Raw genomic sequence first — 17298 nt, 5'->3', positions numbered from 1 at the left:
AGAGCACCCGTCCCTGGGTGCCCACCCTGCCCTCCGGAGTCCGCATCCCATGACACCGCGCATCCTCGTCGTCGACGACGACCAGGCCCTCGCCGAGATGATCGGCATCGTCCTCCGGTCGGAGGGTTACGAGCCCGACTTCAGTGCCGACGGCAACGACGCCGTCGAGGCGTTCCACGCGACGAAGCCCGACCTCGTGCTGCTCGACGTCATGCTGCCCGGTATCGACGGCATCGAGGTGTGCCGACGGATCCGGGCCGAGAGCGGCACCCCGATCATCATGCTCACCGCCAAGGGCGACACCGCCGACGTCGTCGCCGGGCTCGAGAACGGTGCCGACGACTACGTCGTGAAGCCGTTCAACCCGAAGGAGCTCGTCGCCCGGATCCGGACCCGCCTGCGGCCGACCGCGACCGACGCGACCGTCCTGCACGTCGGTGACCTGGTCGTCGACGTCCCCGGCCACGAGGTCCGCCGGGGCGACGCCGCCATCGCCCTCACCCCGCTGGAGTTCGACCTGCTCCGGGCGCTCGCCGAGAAGCCCAGCCAGGTGTTCACGCGCGAGATGCTCCTCGAGCAGGTCTGGGGCTACCACTACAAGGCGGACACCCGCCTGGTGAACGTGCACGTGCAGCGCCTCCGCGCCAAGATCGAGCACGACCCGGACAACCCGCGCATCGTGACCACCGTCCGCGGGGTCGGGTACCGGGCCGGCGCGCAGAGCTGACGTCCGTGCCGTCGTCGTCGGCCCCGGCGCCGTTCCGCCGCGTGCGCCGGCGGGTCCGCACCTGGCTCCGCCGGATCTGGCGCGGGATCGCGTACCTCTGGCGTCGCTCGCTGATGGTCCGGTCCGCCGCGATCACCGTCGCGACCACCGGGCTCGCCGTCGCCGTGATCGGCACCGCGGTCATGGTGAGCATCTCGAACAACGTCTACTCGCAGCGCCGTGACCAGATCGAGGCCGAGTCGGCGCGCGCGACGATCGTCGCGCAGAACATCTTCGACGCGGCCACCGCGGCCGAGGACAACAACCAGACCGAACTCGAGTCGCTGCAGAGCGAGGCGCAGAACGCGATCCTCTCGAACACGACCAGTCCGGGTGGGACGAGCATCGCGATCGAACGGACACCGGGAGCCCGGACCCCGCAGATCCTGCAGAACGTCGCCAGCACCGGGTTCCCCGACTCCGTGATCACCGACGACCTGCGGAAACGGGTCGCCGCCGACACCGGCGAGCTCAGCCTGCAGCCCGTGCGGCTCGACGGGCCGGGCGGTCGGGGACCGGGACTCGCCGTCGGCTCCACCCTGCAGATCCCGAGCGCCGGGCAGTACGAGCTGTACATCGTGTACGACCTGTCCGATGCGCAGCAGACGCTCGACTTCGTGTCGCAGACCCTGTCGATCGGCGGTGTCGCCCTCATCGTGCTCATCGCCCTCGTCACCTCGCTCGTGGTGCGCCTGGTCGTCGTCCCCATCCGCGGCGCTGCCGAGACCAGCCGCAAGATCGCCGCCGGCCGCCTGGACGAACGCATCCCGGTCCGGGGCGAGGACGACATCGCCACGCTGGCCCGGAGCTTCAACGACATGGCCGACGCCGTCAGTCGACAGATCACCCAGCTGGCCGAACTCTCGCGCGTCCAGCAGCGCTTCGTGTCCGACGTCTCGCACGAGCTCCGCACCCCGCTGACGACGATCCGCCTGGCCGGAGACCTGCTGTTCGACGCCCGCCACGCCTTCGAGCCGTCCGTCGCCCGCTCCGCGGAACTGCTGCACGCCCAGGTCGACCGGTTCGAACTGCTGCTCGCCGACCTGCTCGAGATCTCCCGGTACGACGCGCAGGCCGTCGAGCTCGAGACCGAACCGGTCGTCCCCGCCGCACTCGCCGCCGACATCGTCGAGGAGTTCCGCCCGCTCGCCGACCGTGCCGAGATCGAACTGCGTCTGGCCACCCCGGGCGGACACACCACCATGCAGCTCGACGCCCGCCGGATCCGCCGGGTGCTCCGGAACCTCGTCGGCAACGCCATCGAGCACGGCGACGGCCGCCCGGTCGACGTCGTGGTCGACAGCGACTCCCGGTCCGTCGCCATCGCGGTGCGCGACCGAGGAGTCGGGATGCCGGCCGAGGACACCGCCCGCGTGTTCGACCGCTTCTGGCGCGCCGACCCGAGCCGAAAGCGCACCATCGGCGGCACCGGACTCGGGCTCGCCATCAGCCTCGGCGACGCCCAGCTGCACGGCGGCCGCATCGACGTGTGGTCCCGTCCGGGCGAGGGGTCCGCGTTCGTGCTCACCCTGCCCCGCCGGAGCAGTGAGGCCCCGCCGACCTCCGCGATCCCGCTGCCCGCACTCGACGAGTCCTACGAGGGACCGACCGGAACGGAGGAGCCGGCATGACCCGGACCGACCGCCACGGAGGAACCGGCACGACCCGGACCGACCGACGGACCCGCACCACGCGCCTCCGGCTCGTGCTCACGGCCGCGCTCGCCGCCGTGACGCTGCTCGGCGCCACCGCCTGTGCCGCGATCCCGACCGGCGGCCCGGTCCGCTCCGGGCAGTCGATCACGAACGAGTCGCCCACCGGCGGAGTCGACTACCGCCCCACCGGACCGGAGGACGGTGCGAACCAGACTGACCTGCTCACGCAGTTCATCGATGCCGCCACCGGTGCCCAGAACGACTACGCGGTCGCGCGCGAGTTCCTCAGCAGCGGGTTCTCGCAGAAGTGGAACCCGCGCCAGGGCGTCACCATCCGGCAGGGCGACGGCGACGTCGAACGGGTCGGGGACGAGGAACTCACCTACACGCTGACGGCGAGTGCCTCGGTCGACGCCGACGGCGAGTACACCCAGGCCGTCCGGCCGACGTCCTCGACGCTGACGTTCCAGTTCGTCCGCGAGGACGGCCAGTGGCGCATCAGCTACGCCCCCGACGGGATCATCCTGTCGCCGGTCAACTTCACCTCGGTGTTCCAGCCGCACGCCCTGTACTTCTACGACCCGACCTACCGGTTCCTCGTCCCCGACGAGCGGTGGTTCCTGGCCCGGTCCTCGACGAGCACCCGCATCGTCAGCGCCCTGCTCGCCGGACCCGCCGAGTGGCTCGAGGGCTCGGTCGTGTCCTCGTTCCCCGAGGGCACGCAGCTCTCGCTGAACGCCGTCACGATCGAGAGCGGCAGCGCGCAGGTCGACCTGTCGAGCGAGGCGCTCCGGGCGAACACGGTCGAGAAGGTCCGGATGCGCGAACAGCTCACCGACTCGCTCTCCTCCGTCGCCACGATCTCCTCGGTCGACCTCACGGTCGAGGGCGTCCCCGTCCCGTTGCCCGACTCCAGCGGCACGAGCGCGCAGCGCAACCCCGACGTCGACGCCCGTCCCCTCGTCGTGCAGGACCGGGTCACCGGGTACGCGACGGCCGGCACCGGGGACGTCACCGCGCTCGGCGGCGGCCTCAGCGACCGCATCGCCGGACTCCGACCGCAGTCCCTCGCGCTCTCCGCCTCCGGCACGGTCGCCGCCGTCGGCAACGACGACGGCGTGTTCGTCGTCCGGTCCGGCAAGGCCCCCCTCCGCATCGACACCCGGGAGGACCTGGTCGCCCCGAGCATCGACGACCAGGGCTTCGTCTGGGTCGCCCAGCGGTCGGACACCCGGTCGATCACCGCCTACGGCCTCGGCGGCGACCCGCACACCGTCACCTCGACCCTGCCGGACGGGAAACTCGTGTCGTTCCAGGTGTCCCGCGACTCGACGCGCGCCCTGGCCCTGCTCGACACCGACGACGGGGCAGCGCTCTACGTCGTCGCGATCACCCGGGGGTCCGACCGGGCACCGACCTCGCTCGGACCGCCGGTCCGGGTGCAGGCCGCCGAGGGCGACCCCGTCGGAGCCGCCTGGGTCGACGAGCTCGACGTCGCCTCGGTCGGACGCAACAGCGCCGGTTCGAGCGTCGTCCGCACCACCGTCGGCGGCCAGTGGGACACGCTCGCCAAGCCGGACGGGCGGGCCACGGGGATCGTCGGGGGGAGCGGCAGCGCGATGCTGCTCCGGATGTCGGACGGGTCGGTGCTGCAGTCCACCGGGGGCGCGTGGGACACCACCGGCGTCGAGGCGTCGGTGCTCGGCGTGCAGCGCTGACCGTCGGGTCGGTGTTGGTCCGGTCGGTGCTGGTCGGCGTGCAGCGCTGACCGCCGGGTCGGCGCTGGTCGGGTCGGTGCTGCTCCGGTCGGTGCCGGCTGGTCGCCTCGTCCTGCACATCCGGCCCGGCCGGGAGGCCCGTCCACAGTCCGTCCCGCCGGCCCACGCCCGGTGCTCCCCGCCCGGCACCCTCGGGTCATGCCGACGCTCCAGACGCCCGCCGTCCCGCCACCCGCCGTCCCGCCAGCCGCCGTCCCCTCATCGGCGCGCTCGCCGCGACCGCCGACACCGCCGCGCTGCGCGGCCCGGCCCTGGTCCGATGCCGCCGCCACGGTCCTCGCCCTCGTCCTGCCCGTCGTCTGCGTCGGCTGCGGCGCCGCGGACCGTGCCCTGTGCCGCGCCTGCCGGTCAGCACTCGACGCCCTCCCCACGCGGACCCGGCTCGTCGCCGGGGTCCGGCTCGACGCCGCCCACGAGTACGACGGTCTCGTCCGCACCCTCGTGCTCGAGTGGAAACTCCGGGGGCGGGTGGACGTCGTCCGTGGGCTCACCCGACGGACCGCGGACCTCGTCCGGTCGGCGCTCGCCGCAGCGCCTGCGGGCACGGTGGTCCTCCGCGTCCCGCCCTCGCAACGTGGGCACCGGCGACGCGGCTTCGACCCGGTGGTGACGGTGCTGCGGCGTGCGGGCGTCCGACGCGCCCGGGCACTGCGGCGCGTCCCGCTGCCGGATCCAGTGCGCGGTGACGGACCGCACGCGGCCGTGGCAGCCGGCCGCGGGCAGAAGGAACGGACCGCGATCGAGCGCGTGGCGGCCACCGTCGGCACCCTCGTCGCGGACGGGGTGGACGGCCAGGACGTCGTGCTCGTGGACGACGTCGTCACCACCGGCGTGACGATGGCCGAGGCGATCCGGGCCGTCCGGGCCGCCGGTGGCCGGGTCGTCCGCTGCGTGGCCGTCGCCACGGTGGAGGTGTGAGCGTGCGCGCCGAGCACGAGCACGAGCACCCGACGACGGACATGGACGTCGCCTGGGCATCCGGTGGAGGTCTCCGGCACGCGGGCCCGCACCGGCACGGGTCGAGCCCGCAGGGTCTAGCCTCGCGGCAAGGCGTTGGTGTTCGCCGGACGCAGGCGAACCGCCGAATGTGGATGGGAGCCGCCATGGACGTGACGATCACGGGCCGCAACGTCGGGGTCACCGACCGATTCCGGGCCTACGTGGAGCAGAAGTCCGAGAAGATCGACGTGCTCGCCGACCGGGCCCTCGCCTTCGAGGTGCGGGTGAGCCGGCACCACGAGAAGAGCAGCGGGGCGCAGGGCGAGGACCGCGTCGAACTCACCCTCATCGGACCCGGACCGCTCGTCCGGGCCGAGTCCGCCGCGTCGGACAAGTACGCCGCCTTCGACCTGGCGTTCGCGCGCATCGCCGAGCGCCTGCGCCGGGCACGTGACCGCAAGAAGGTGCACCGCGGGCGTCACCGTCCGACCTCGGTGGCCGAGGCCTCGGGTGCGGGGTTCGAGGGCATGGGCGTCGAGCCCGCCGACGGCAGGCTCATCGAGACCGTCGCCACCGGTGCCGTCCCCGTGGTCGACGCCGACCAGGAAGCCGGGCGCGACGAGGAAGACGCCGCGTACTCGCCGGTCGTCATCCGTCAGAAGGTCTTCGAGGCCGCACCGATGACGGTCGACGACGCGCTGTACCACATGGAGCTCGTCGGGCACGACTTCTACCTCTTCGTCGACTCCGAGACCCACCGCCCGAGTGTCGTGTACCGCCGCAAGGGCTGGGACTACGGCGTCATCGGCATCGACGAGAACCCGGGCGCCGACGCCCGGGGGAGCGAACACGTCCTCGTCGAGGAGTCCGTGTCCGCCACCGCGTAGTCGACGCGACGCACCACCTCCGAGTGCGCACGGTCCCGTCCGGGGTCGTGCGCACTCGCGCTGCTCCCAGCGCCGGACCCCGGCGGGTTGCTAGCATGACTGGCTGATCGAGCGCGTCGACCGCGCACGACGACTTCGTAAGGAGCTCACGTGGCAAACGTGTTGGAGAAGGTCCTCCGCATCGGTGAAGGGCGGACCCTCCGTCGGCTGAAGGCGTACGCCTCGGCGATCAACGACCTCGAGGACGACTTCGCGAGCCTCACCGACGAGGAACTCCAGGAGGAGACGACGGAGCTCCGCGAGCGGTACGCCAACGGCGAGACCCTCGACGACCTCCTGCCGGAGGCGTTCGCCGCCGTCCGTGAAGCCTCGAAGCGAACCCTGGGCATGCGGCACTTCGACGTGCAGCTCATGGGTGGCGCGGCGCTGCACCTCGGCAACATCGCCGAGATGAAGACCGGTGAGGGCAAGACCCTCGTGGCGACGACCGCCGCCTACCTCAACGCGATCCCGTCGCGCGGCGTGCACGTCATCACGGTCAACGACTTCCTCGCGTCGTACCAGTCCGAGCTCATGGGCCGCGTGTTCCGTGCCCTCGGCATGACCACCGGCTGCATCATCGCCGGGCAGTCGCCGATCGAGCGCCGCGAGCAGTACGCCGCCGACATCACGTACGGCACGAACAACGAGTTCGGCTTCGACTACCTGCGCGACAACATGGCGTGGCAGGCCTCCGACATGGTCCAGCGCGGCCACTTCTTCGCCGTGGTGGACGAGGTCGACTCGATCCTCATCGACGAGGCCCGCACGCCGCTCATCATCTCCGGCCCCTCCTCGGGTGAGGCGAACCGCTGGTTCACCGAGTTCGCGTCCATCGCGACCCGGCTCACCCCGGGCGAAGACTACGAGGTCGACGAGAAGAAGCGCACCGTCGGTGTCCTCGAGCCCGGCATCGAGAAGGTCGAGGACTACCTCGGCATCGACAACCTCTACGAGTCCGCGAACACCCCGCTGATCTCGTTCCTCAACAACTCGATCAAGGCGTCCGCCCTGTTCAAGCGCGACAAGGACTACGTCGTGATGAACGGCGAGGTGCTCATCGTCGACGAGCACACCGGCCGCATCCTGATGGGCCGTCGCTACAACGAGGGCATCCACCAGGCGATCGAGGCGAAGGAAGGCGTCGAGGTCAAGGCCGAGAACCAGACCCTCGCCACCGTCACGCTGCAGAACTACTTCCGCCTGTACCAGAAGCTCTCGGGCATGACCGGTACCGCGGAGACCGAAGCGGCCGAGTTCATGTCGACCTACAAGCTCGGCGTGGTCCCGATCCCGACGAACCGGCCGATGCAGCGCATCGACCAGACCGACCTCGTCTACAAGAACGAGCAGGCCAAGTTCGAGCAGGTCGCGAACGACATCGAAGAGCGCCACCACAAGGGCCAGCCGGTCCTCGTCGGCACCACGAGCGTCGAGAAGTCCGAGTACCTGTCGAAGCTGCTCGCCAAGAAGGGCGTCAAGCACGAGGTCCTCAACGCGAAGAACCACGCGCGGGAAGCCGCGATCGTCGCCCAGGCCGGTCGTGCCGGTGCCGTGACGGTCGCCACGAACATGGCCGGTCGTGGTACCGACATCATGCTCGGCGGCAACGCGGAGTTCCTCGCCGTGCAGGAGATGCACGCCAAGGGCCTGTCGCCGACCGAGACCCCGGACGAGTACGAAGCCGAGTGGGACAAGGTCTTCACCGCGATGAAGGCCGCGGTCGAGCAGGAGAGCGAGAAGGTCCGCGACGCCGGCGGCCTCTACGTCCTCGGCACCGAGCGCCACGAGTCCCGTCGCATCGACAACCAGCTCCGTGGACGCTCCGGTCGTCAGGGTGACCCGGGCGAGAGCCGGTTCTACCTGTCGCTCACCGACGACCTGATGCGTCTGTTCAACTCCGGTGCCGCCGAGAGCCTGATGGGCCGCGGCAACGTGCCGGATGACCTGGCGATCGAGAACAAGCTCGTCGGCCGCGCGATCCGTTCCGCCCAGTCGCAGGTCGAGGGCCGCAACGCCGAGATCCGCAAGAACGTCCTGAAGTACGACGACGTCCTGAACCGCCAGCGCGAAGCGATCTACAGCGACCGCCGGCACATCCTCGAGGGCGACGACCTGCACGAGCGCGCGCAGTCGTTCCTCAAGAGCGTCATCGACGACGTCATCGACACCCACACCGGCGAAGGGTCCCCGGACGACTGGGACCTCGACGCCATGTGGACCGAGCTCGGGACGCTGTACCCGATCTCGATCACCATCGACGAGGTCATCACTGAGGCCGGCTCGAAGGGCAAGGCGACGCGGGAGTTCCTGGCTCGCGAGATCCTGTCCGACGCGCAGCTCGCCTACAAGAACCGCGAAGAGGCCCTCGGCGACGAGGCCATGCGTGAGCTCGAGCGTCGCGTCGTCCTCTCGGTGATCGACCGCCGCTGGCGCGACCACCTCTACGAGATGGACTACCTCAAGGACGGCATCGGGCTCCGGGCGATGGCGCAGCGCGACCCGCTGGTCGAGTACCAGCGCGAGGGCTACGCCCTGTTCCAGACGATGATGGGGCAGATCCGCGAAGAGTCGGTCGGCTTCCTCTTCAACCTCGAGGTCCAGGTGCAGTCAGACGGCGAGAGCGCGGTCATCGAGGCGAAGGGGCTCAACGAGGAAGGCGAGAACGCCGGACTCGAGTACTCCGCGCCGTCGATCGACGGCGAGGTCGAGGTCCGCGACGAGGCCGGGCGCCTCGAGCAGGCCGCGACCGCCCGTGCACAGCGTGCGCAGGCCGAGCAGGAAGAGGCCGCTGGCGCCGAGAAGGGTTCCGCCTTCGGTTCGGCGGCGACCGCTTCCGGGCAGGCCGACGCGAGCAACCGCGCCGAGCGCCGCGCGGCAGCCAAGAAGGGCTGACACACAGCCCCATCGTGACGGGAGGCCCGGTACCAGCTGGTACCGGGCCTCCCGTCCGTCGGTGGTACCCGACCACCGGTCGCCGTGACCGTCAGAGCACGCCGACCGCCGTGGCCCGCCACCGTCCCTTACGTTCCTCGAGCCGGATGGCGACCGCGCGGGCGTGGCTGCGCGTGTGCACCACGACGGCGGCCTCGGCGACACCGTCACGCGGCACGCTGACGACGACGCTACCGACCCGGATCACCGGGCGGTGTCGGCGCCGACGGGCGGCGGAGCGTGCGCGGGCCGCCAGTGCGGCGCGGTGTTGCAGGTGTCGTTGGACCTCCTCGGTGATCCAGCGCGAGATCGTCTCGACCTCGCGCGCCCCGGTCAGGATCTCCGCCACGCAGAGCGCCAGCGACCGTGCTGTCTCGCCGGGGTCGGGCAGTTCCGCCGCCGGTGCCGGCGGTCCCTTCTCGTGCTGTTCATCGTGTCCCTCGTGCTCCACGTGGTCGTCGTGGCGGCCTTCCAGCCCCGCGTCCGTTCCGTGCGTGTCCGGCTCGTCTTCGATCCGTCGTGCGTTCTCCGCCACTCCGGCCCCTTTCATCAGGCCGAGCGTAGGGTTCGTGGAACATCACATACGGTCGATCGGACCGACCTGTGGACAGACCGTTCTCGTCCACAGCGGCGCGTGGTCGGCTTCGGGAGCCACACCTAGACTGGTCGGGTGTCGACCCTCAGTGACCTCGTCCTCGCACAAGGCCGTTCCTCCGAAGCCGACGTCGAGTGGCTGCACCTGCTCGTCGGTGACTGGCAGTTGCTCGCCGACCTGTCCTTCGCCGACATGGTGCTGTGGGTGCCGACCCGCGACGACTCGACCTTCGTCGCCGTCGCCCACGCTCGTCCGTCGTCCGCGGCGACGCTGTTCTACCGCGACATCGTCGGACAGGAGATCCGCGAGGAGTGGCGTGACCAGGTCACCCAGAGCTTCACGGGCAGCCGGGTCGTGGACTCGGCCGAGCCGGACTGGTACGAGGACACCCCGACGCGGGTCCGCGCGATCCCGGTCCTCCGCCGGCTCACCGCCAAGAGCGCACAGACCACCGACCGGCCGATCGCCGTCGTGACGCGGCACTCCAACCAGGACGAGTCGCGCACGCCGAGCCGTCAGGAACTCAACTTCACCGCCAGCGCGAACGACCTGTTCGGGATGATCGCGACCGGCGACTTCCCGGACCTCGGCGCCCCGGCCGGTCCCCGTCGTGGGGCGCCGCGGGCCAGCGACGGTCTGCTCCGACTGGACACCGACGGCGTCGTCACGTTCGCCAGCCCGAACGGCCTCAGCGCCTTCAACCGGATGGGCTTCGACGGCGAACTCGAGCGCAAGTCCCTGGCCGAGGTGACGACCGAGCTCCTCGGTGCGCAGCTGGACGTCGACGAGTCCCTGCCGCTCGTCGTGACCGGGCGCGCTCCCTGGCGTGCCGACATCGAGGCGAAGGGCGTCACCGTGACGCTCCGGTCGATCCCGCTGCGTGACCACGGTGAGCGGATCGGGGCGGTCGTGCTCTGCCGCGACGTCACCGAGATGCGTCACCAGGAGCGCGAGCTGATCACGAAGGACGCGACGATCCGTGAGATCCACCACCGCGTCAAGAACAACCTGCAGACCGTCGCGTCCCTGCTCCGCATCCAGGCCCGCCGGACGCACTCGGACGAGGCTCGGACGTCCCTGCAGAACGCGATGCGCCGTGTCGCCGCGATCGCCGTCGTGCACGACACCCTGTCCACGGGCCTCAGCCAGACGGTCGACTTCGACGAGGTGTTCGACTCCGTCCTCAAGCTCGTGACCGAGGTCGCCGCGTCGCACAACACGACGGTCCACCCGAAGAAGACGGGGGAGTTCGGCGTCCTGCCGTCCGAGGCGGCCACCCCGCTCGCCCTCGGGCTCACCGAACTCGTCACGAACGCCGTGGAGCACGGGCTCGACGGACGCGACGGCGAGGTTGAGATCGTCGCGAACCGTCACGACGACCACCTCGAGATCCAGGTGCGCGACAACGGTGTGGGCCTGCCCGAGGGCAAGGTCGGCTCGGGTCTCGGTACCCAGATCGTCCGCACCCTCATCCAGGGCGAGCTGGGCGGCACCATCGACTGGCACACGCTCACGGGCAGCGGTACCGAGGTCACGATCTCGATCCCGTTCCGCTGGCTCACCGCCGGGACGGCTGCGTAGCGACCCTGATGGCACCTCGGCGCCGGGCGCGACGACGCCCGCCGGCCTTGAGGGGCACGGCGGGCGTCAGACGGTCTTGTGGCCCTGCGGTGTCAGGAGGCGCGGCGGGCGCGGGCAGCGCGGCGCTTGAGCGCGCGACGCTCGTCCTCGCTGAGGCCACCCCAGACGCCGGAGTCCTGGTTGTTCTCGAGTGCGTACTGGAGGCACATCTCGGTCACGGTGCATCGAGCACAGACCGACTTGGCCTTCTCGATCTGGTCGACGGCCGGGCCGGTGTTCCCGACGGGGAAGAAGAGCTCGGGGTCCGCGGTGAGGCAGGCTGCCTGGTCACGCCAATCCATGTGGTGGTGCTCCTTGCGTTAGATGCTCGAACGGCAGGCCGGGGCCGTGACTCGGGGGATCGGGACTCTGCACATGCTCATGTGATGTACGGGAGGCTTCCTGTGGGGAGGAGCCCGCTCGGGGAGAGTTCGACGCCCGCAGAACGCTCGGGGGAGGAGCGTCGAACCACGGGAGACGCACACCACATCGTGCCGTCCAAACGACCTCGAACATCGTTCCATACTGGTATGGCCAAATCAAGGGTTTCACTGCTGGAGGATCGCTGTGCCTGACACCATCCCGGACGACCAGGTCGTCCCCCGGGGGCGGCCTGCTGCGCTCCTCGTGCTCGTCGTCGTCGTCGGACTCGAGTTCCTGGCGATGGCAGCGGTGACCGTCTTCCTGCTCGTCGAGCTCCTCACGGCCCCCGCGGCGAGCGTGGCCTCAGCGGTCGCACTGCTCGTGCTGGCCGTCCTCGCGACCCTCTGGCTCGGCGCCATGGTCGTCGGCCTGCGTCGCGGTCGGGCGTGGGTGCGGAGTGGGGTCGTCGTCTGGCAGGTCCTGCAGGGGGCGCTCGCGATCGGTGCGTTCCAGGGCGTGTTCCGCGTCCCGGCCGTCGGCTGGGCGCTGCTCATCCCCGCGCTGCTCGCGATCACCCTGGTGCTCTCGAAGTCGGTGACCGCGGTCCTCGCACGACGCGACTGAGGGAACTGCCGCAGCAGCGCCGCACGAGGACGGCGGCGGGAGGCCGTCAGACCAGCCCGAGCTTCTTCCGCAGGCTCGCGACGTGGCCGGTGGCCTTCACGTTGTAGAGCGGCAGCTGGACCGAGCCGTCCTCGTCCACGACGACCGTCGACCGGATCGTGCCGGTGACGATCTTGCCGTAGTTGTTCTTCTCTCCCCAGGCGCCGTACGCCCGGTGCACGGCGAGGTCCGGGTCGCTGAGCAGCGGGAAGCTCAGGGCCTGCTCGTGGTGGAACCGCTGCAGGGCCGGCAGGTCGTCCTTGGAGACGCCGAGGACCTCGTACCCGGCGGCCTGCAGGGACGACATGTTGTCGCGGAAGTCACACGCCTCGGTCGTGCACCCCGGGGTGGACGCGGCGGGGTAGAAGTACACGATGACCTTCCGCCCCCGGAGGTCGGCGAGCGCGTGCTCGGTGCCGTCCTGGTCGGGGAGGGTGAAGTCGGGTGCGGTGTCGCCGGCGGCGAGACGGTCGCTCAAGGGGGCTCCTGTTCGTTGGGCGCCCCGAGTGGTCAGGGGCGCGCAGAAGTCATGCTATTGTTGATTCCCGTCGCGGGGCGCACGCCCAAGCGGCCAGACAACTCAACACTCGCACCTCTAGCTCAATTGGCAGAGCAACTGACTCTTAATCAGTGGGTTCTCGGTTCAAGTCCGAGGGGGTGCACCACACGAAGACCCCGACCGATCCGGTCGGGGTCTTCTGCGTTGCAGGTCGATCGCCGCTGGAGCACCGACTGGTCCGCGCCACGCCCGAGGCGCGGACGGCCCCCAACGTGCTGGCCGGCGTACCTGTGCAACACGGCAGGCGGGTGCTCCGGACCGGAGCACCCGCCTGCCGGGGGTCAGTGCCGCCGCACCCGTCGGAGCCCGACGAGGACCCCGCCCGCGGCCGTCAGGAGCAGTGCCGCCGTGCTGGCGGCCAGCAGGCCCGTGCTCCCGGTGAACGCGAGCGCGCCCGCCGTTCTCGTCGCGCCGGCGCTGCTGTCCCCGGACGCCGGGGCTGGCGTGGGGGAGGCGGTGGCGTCGCCGGACTCCCCGGAGTCGCCGGGGAGGTCTGGTTCGACCGGGACGACGCCGAAGCCCGGATCGACGGTGCCGGGCGGATCGACGACGTCGTTCCCGGGCAGGATCCCGGCGTCGATCGTGTCGATCCGCTGCACGCCGACCAACTCGTCGTCAGCGTCCGTGACCCGTGCGACCGTGGTCTCCGCAGTCCGGCCGTCCGGACCCGCGTCGGAGTCCACCGTCCGGTCCGTCCCCACCAGCGCACGGGTGAACGAGCGGCCCTCGGGGGCGCGGAAGACGACCTTGTACTCGCCGGGCCGGAGCGCTCCGAAGCGGTAGTCGCCGGCGCCGTCGGTCACGGTGGCACGATCCACGGTTCCGCCGTGGTCGTCCGTCCCGGTCAGGCGGACGTCGACACCCGCGATGCCCGGCTCGCCAGGGTCCTGGATGCCGTTGCCGTCCTCGTCACTCCACACGTGGTCGCCCAGGGCGCCGGCGACGATGCGGATGCTCGCCGGGTTCGACAGCACGCCCAGCGACAGGTTCGAGGCGCGCAGGCCGAACCGGTTCGTGTACCGGTCGCCGTCGTGCTGCCCCTCGGTCTGCACGGTGATCCGGTGGGTGACTGTCTGGCCGACGGCGACGGGGGCACCGCGGAGGAGGCGGAAGGCCGTCACGTCGGCGAGGGAGTCCGGACACCCTGCGGTACCGAAGTCCACCTCGGCGCACCAGGTGGTCGACCCGCCGGGCTGGTTCGACGGGTGCGTCCCGTCGAGGTCCACGTCGCCCGCCGGTGCCGCGGTGTACATGACGGACTCGTCGGCCGCTGCCTCGGGTACGACCGCTGCGGCGAGGCGGACGGAGCCGTTGAAGGACGAGTTCAGGGCGTCCCGGTCGAACGGCAGGACGTCGATCAGGTCGGCGTCCTGGATCGGACTGGCGTCCGTGTTCGTGTAGTCGAGCTGCCACTCGAGGTGGTCGCCCGTGACGATGACCGGTTCGACGGCGGTCTCCTGGACCCCCACTCCGCCGGTGGCGACGATCTGCACGGCGCGCTCAGCCCCGCGGTACCGCTCGTCCGAACGGTCGCTCGGCGAGGCGACGACGACCTCGTTGACGACGGCTGCCGCGGGCGCGGTCTTCGACACTTCGGCGGTGTAGGTGATCGGGGCCACCTCGGTGTTGGGGGTGACGTCGTGGAGGGTCCAGCTCAGACGCTGACGCTGCTGGCCGTCGGCGTCCGTGATCGTGTCCGTCTCCGGAGCGAGCGATCCACTGCCGGCGACGTAGCTGACGTGCGGCGGCAGGACGTCCCGGACGGTGAGGTCGGACGGCTTGCCGGTCGTGTTGCCGTTCGTCAGGGACGGGTAGAGGGCGTAGTCGAGGGTGTTGCCCGCGACGGTGAAACTGGTCGTGTCCGGGGTGTCTGCGGCGTCGTACCCGGCATCGACGACCTTCTTCGTGACCCGTGCGAGGTTCTCGGTGACGAGGACGCTGTCCGAGAGCCCGCCGGCAGCGAGTCCAGGGTCGGAGGTGACGTCGTGGAACCAGGGCTCGTCCGTGCCGAACCGCAGGTGGCCGAAGTCACGAGCCCGGGTGCCGTCGGCGACGTCCTTCGTCTCGACGAAGGAGTACAGGGCTGCGGTCCTCCCGCCCGCGAGGTCGCCGGTGGCACGGATCGCTCCCACCGCGTCGATGCCGCCCGGGACGTCCTCGGGCTGGTCGTACCAGGGGCCGGCGCTGTCGTCGCACGTCGCCTGCCGCTGGCCTTCGACTGGGCTGGCCATGTCGTAGGCGGCGTACTGGACGGTCCCGCCGGTGAGTCCCGTGCTCCACGCCGCGATCCGTTGGGCACCGAGCCGTGTGAGTCGCTGGGTCGCACGGTCGTAGGTGTCGCAGAGCACCACGCCCTGGTAGGGCCGGAGGCCGGGGTTCGACGCGCCGACGTCGCTGCGGAGCCTCGTGCCGGGCGTCACCCACGGATCACCCTGCCGCGCCGAGCCGAACGATATCTTGGCGCCCTCGTCCACTCGGTAGAGGTGCTTGTACCCGTTGCCGGCCCCGAACTCGACGATGTTGCGAGTTGCGCGGTTGTCGGCGGCCGGCTCGGATGCTCCCGGGAAGTTCGTGGCTCCGCTGATCGAGGTGGTCTGCAGCGGCGAGTAGGTGTTCACCGAGTCCACGCTCGTGCCGGTCGGCGGCATGGGCATCCAGACGGACAGGTAGCCGGAGACGAAGTAGGCGCGGTTCGGCTGCGTCAGCGACCCGGTCAGTCCTGCCGTGGGGAGGTGGGTCGGGTCGGTGTCGGTGCCGGTGATCGTCACCGACACGGGCTGACCGGCACCGTCCTGCACGCAGGCGATCCTGCCGGAGTCTGTGACGCTGTTCCCCGTGCCACCGCGACCACCGGGGAGGTTGCCGAAGCGCCAGTCGGTGACCTCGTTCACACCGCAGACGGGGTGCCCACCGTTCCAGAGCACGGCTCCTGAGGGGAGATCGCCGAGGATCTCCGAGAGGTCGTCGGTGAAGGTCATCGGTCCGGCGCTCCGCTCGAAGCCCAACAGGCCCTGTCCCGGGACGACCGGCTCCCAGTCGACGGTGATGGGGTAGACCAGCTGGATGCCGCGGGTCGTGCCGTCCGGACCGAGGACCTCCGTGTTCAGGCGTGAGGCGGCGATGTTCTTGCTGAGGTTGTACCGCGCCGCGGCTGAGACCGTCACCGGCGGTGCGGCTGCAGTGATCACGCCGTTCTCGGCATCATCCGCCGTTCCGGTCGCCACGACGTCGAGCCGGTCGCCGTTCCGGAGGTCGCCGGAGAGGTCGAGGACGGCGGGGACAGCGACCGCCTGTCCCTCGGCGACGTCGCCGAGGTTGCAGACGAGATCGGCACCCGTGATCGAGGACCCCACTCCGCGGCAGGGGCCGGGGACGCCGGCCCACGAGGTGCCCCCAGGCGCCGTGAGAGTGAACCGTTCGTTCGTGCTCGTGCCCCCCGTCGAGTTCATGGTGACGCGGTAGGTGACGGCATCGAGGGTGCGGACGACGCCGTTGGTGGCACCCGTGTCGGCACCCGGACCGTCCTCCGGAGTGAAGGGGCCGTTGCCGTCCTTCGCGATCTCGAGGGCCAACCCGATGACCGCCCCGGTGGCGGCGATCGACGGTGGGGCGGTCGAAGTGGCCGCTGCGGCTGCGGCTGCGGTCGGAAGGGTCACGGCGAGCGTGACACCCAGCGCGAGAGCAGCACGCGTCATGGCGCGTGGTTGCATGAGGACTCCGTCTGTTGGTCGGTTCAGGCATCGCAGGTCGATGACTCCGGCGATGATATGCCGACATGATCAGGTGATACGCCCCACATGAACACGAAATACTGACCCGGTCTCGGACTCGTGGGTCACTCGAGATCGACGACCCGCTCCTCCCCGAGCACCGGCACGAGCGCGCCTGCCGACACGCTCGCCAGCTCCGCTTCGAGGGCCGCGATCCCGTCCGCCGGCACCCAGAGCTCGAACACCGCCTGTTCGCCGTACGCGGTGTCTCCCGAGGTGGCGTCGTGACGTGCCACCCAGGCCCGCAGGGCGTTGTCGACCCGCCCGGCGTCGGCATGCGGCACCACGACGCGCACCCTGGTGCGGGCGGCGCGTCGGACCACTGTCGCCCGGTCCAGCGCCTCGGACACGGAGGTCGAGTAGGCGCGGACGAGGCCGCCGGCGCCGAGCTTCACCCCACCGAACCACCGGCTGACGACCACCACCACGTCGGTCAGGTCGCGGCGTCGGAGCACCTCGAGCATCGGCACCCCGGCGGTGCCGGAGGGTTCGCCGTCGTCGGAGGAGCGCGCCTGGTCACCCAGGATGCCCGTCACCATCGCGCTGCAGTGGTGCCGCGCGTCCCAGGACCATCGGCGGACGTCGGCGATCACTGCCTCGGCGGCTGCCGGGTCCTGCGCGGGGTGTGCGGTCGTGACGAACCGGGAGCGGGAGACGACGAACTCGTGCTCGACCGGGCCGGCGATGGTCGAGGGGTACCGGCGCGACACCCTTCCGAGGGTAGTCGGGC

General features: G+C 70.8%; 13 protein-coding genes and 1 tRNA gene. 9 read left to right on the top strand and 5 right to left on the bottom strand.

From position 1 onward, the window contains the following. Positions 1–49 precede the first annotated feature (49 nt). The 6 genes from mtrA to secA all read left to right on the top strand — a co-directional run bounded on the left by mtrA (position 50) and on the right by secA (position 8959). On the top strand, positions 50–727 hold the full coding sequence (gene mtrA, locus DEI97_RS10920) for an MtrAB system response regulator MtrA (RefSeq protein WP_110904734.1): 678 nt from the start codon (positions 50–52) through the stop codon (positions 725–727). Positions 728–732: 5 nt separating this feature from the next. Then, positions 733–2397: an MtrAB system histidine kinase MtrB gene (gene mtrB, locus DEI97_RS10915; RefSeq protein ID WP_258376655.1), complete on the top strand. Its 1665-nt coding sequence runs from the start codon at positions 733–735 to the stop codon at positions 2395–2397. Next, entirely contained in the window at positions 2394–4139 is a 1746-nt protein-coding gene (locus tag DEI97_RS10910) for an LpqB family beta-propeller domain-containing protein (RefSeq protein WP_111074212.1), read from the top strand. Before mtrB ends, DEI97_RS10910 begins: the two co-directional genes overlap by 4 nt. 198 nt (positions 4140–4337) lie before the next feature. Next, positions 4338–5117 (top strand): ComF family protein, encoded by a 780-nt coding sequence (locus tag DEI97_RS10905; RefSeq protein ID WP_284158270.1) that lies wholly within the window; start codon positions 4338–4340, stop codon positions 5115–5117. Positions 5118–5302: 185 nt separating this feature from the next. Continuing rightward, positions 5303–6025 (top strand): ribosome hibernation-promoting factor, HPF/YfiA family, encoded by a 723-nt coding sequence (gene hpf / locus DEI97_RS10900; RefSeq protein WP_111076338.1) that lies wholly within the window; start codon positions 5303–5305, stop codon positions 6023–6025. Between the two features lie 150 nt (positions 6026–6175). Beyond that, a complete protein-coding gene (gene secA / locus DEI97_RS10895) occupies positions 6176–8959 on the top strand; it encodes a preprotein translocase subunit SecA (protein WP_111076337.1) in 2784 nt (927 codons plus the stop codon). A 91-nt stretch (positions 8960–9050) separates the two neighbouring features. Here secA and DEI97_RS10890 read toward each other — a convergent pair whose 3' ends face one another. Next, on the bottom strand, positions 9051–9548 hold the full coding sequence (locus tag DEI97_RS10890) for an Rv3235 family protein (RefSeq protein ID WP_146248251.1): 498 nt from the start codon (positions 9546–9548) through the stop codon (positions 9051–9053). A gap of 120 nt (positions 9549–9668) precedes the next feature. Between DEI97_RS10890 and DEI97_RS10885 the strand changes: the two genes are divergently transcribed. Continuing rightward, complete coding sequence (locus DEI97_RS10885; protein ID WP_111076335.1) at positions 9669–11174, top strand: sensor histidine kinase; 1506 nt, start codon at positions 9669–9671, stop codon at positions 11172–11174. Positions 11175–11266: 92 nt separating this feature from the next. Here the strand turns inward: DEI97_RS10885 and DEI97_RS10880 are convergent, their stop codons facing one another. Then, positions 11267–11515, bottom strand: a complete 249-nt coding sequence (locus DEI97_RS10880) for a WhiB family transcriptional regulator (RefSeq protein WP_022904217.1) — start codon at positions 11513–11515, stop codon at positions 11267–11269. Between the two features lie 265 nt (positions 11516–11780). On the opposite strand from DEI97_RS10880, the gene DEI97_RS10875 reads away from it, so the two are divergent. Further along, positions 11781–12200, top strand: a complete 420-nt coding sequence (locus DEI97_RS10875; protein ID WP_111076334.1) for a hypothetical protein — start codon at positions 11781–11783, stop codon at positions 12198–12200. 46 nt (positions 12201–12246) lie between these two features. On the opposite strand, the gene bcp is transcribed toward DEI97_RS10875, so the two are convergent. Further along, positions 12247–12717 (bottom strand): thioredoxin-dependent thiol peroxidase, encoded by a 471-nt coding sequence (bcp, locus tag DEI97_RS10870; RefSeq protein ID WP_111076333.1) that lies wholly within the window; start codon positions 12715–12717, stop codon positions 12247–12249. Positions 12718–12828: 111 nt separating this feature from the next. Here bcp and DEI97_RS10865 point away from each other — a divergent pair. Next, positions 12829–12904 (top strand) — tRNA-Lys (locus DEI97_RS10865). Between the two features lie 175 nt (positions 12905–13079). On the opposite strand, the gene DEI97_RS10860 is transcribed toward DEI97_RS10865, so the two are convergent. Together DEI97_RS10860 and DEI97_RS10855 are read right to left on the bottom strand one after the other, a co-directional pair. Then, positions 13080–16493, bottom strand: a complete 3414-nt coding sequence (locus tag DEI97_RS10860) for an SdrD B-like domain-containing protein (protein WP_111076332.1) — start codon at positions 16491–16493, stop codon at positions 13080–13082. Positions 16494–16633: 140 nt separating this feature from the next. Then, the gene (locus DEI97_RS10855) at positions 16634–17278 is read right to left on the bottom strand and encodes an IMPACT family protein (RefSeq protein WP_258376802.1); all 645 of its coding nucleotides are present in this window, start codon (positions 17276–17278) and stop codon (positions 16634–16636) included. Positions 17279–17298: the final 20 nt, after the last annotated feature.

Origin of the sequence: Curtobacterium sp. MCLR17_032 (genome assembly GCF_003234795.2) — a bacterium.
Lineage (GTDB): Bacteria > Actinomycetota > Actinomycetes > Actinomycetales > Microbacteriaceae > Curtobacterium.
Note: the sequence above shows the minus strand (reverse complement) of the source record. Positions and strands in the feature narration are given on the sequence as shown.